This is a genomic window from Faecalibacterium sp. DFI.5.82 (genome assembly GCF_029076575.1).
GTDB classification, from domain to species: Bacteria; Bacillota; Clostridia; order Oscillospirales; family Ruminococcaceae; genus Faecalibacterium; species Faecalibacterium duncaniae.
Genome location: NZ_JARFIS010000152.1, coordinates 1 through 362 on the forward strand (window position 1 = coordinate 1; position 362 = coordinate 362).

The window sequence follows — 362 nt, forward strand, 5'->3', positions numbered from 1 at the left end:
CTTTGCTGGAACAGCACGATGCCTTGCAGAACATCATTGATGCCGCTGACGGCTACAATATGGATGTCAACATCATAAAGGTGCTGTCCGGTATGGGGTTTGCGCAGGATACCTGGACTAAGAATATCGCTGTGCGTTCGGGCGGTGAGCTGACGCGCCTTCGTCTGGCAAAGCTGCTGTTGGAAAAGCCGGATGTCCTGATCTTGGACGAGCCCACCAACCACTTGGATTTTGCCACCATGGACTGGCTGGAGAATTACCTCAAGGGCTATTCCGGTGCCGTGCTGGTCGTCAGCCATGACCGCTATTTCCTGGACAATATCTGCACCAGGATCTGGGAGGTCTCCTTCCAGACCATGACC

At 54.1% G+C, this 362-nt stretch carries 1 protein-coding gene; it reads left to right on the plus strand.

Annotated elements, in window-relative coordinates; all coding sequences use genetic code 11:
* A partial coding sequence (locus P0G09_RS16015; RefSeq protein ID WP_275253153.1) for an ATP-binding cassette domain-containing protein occupies window positions 1-362 on the plus strand: 362 nt, incomplete at both ends.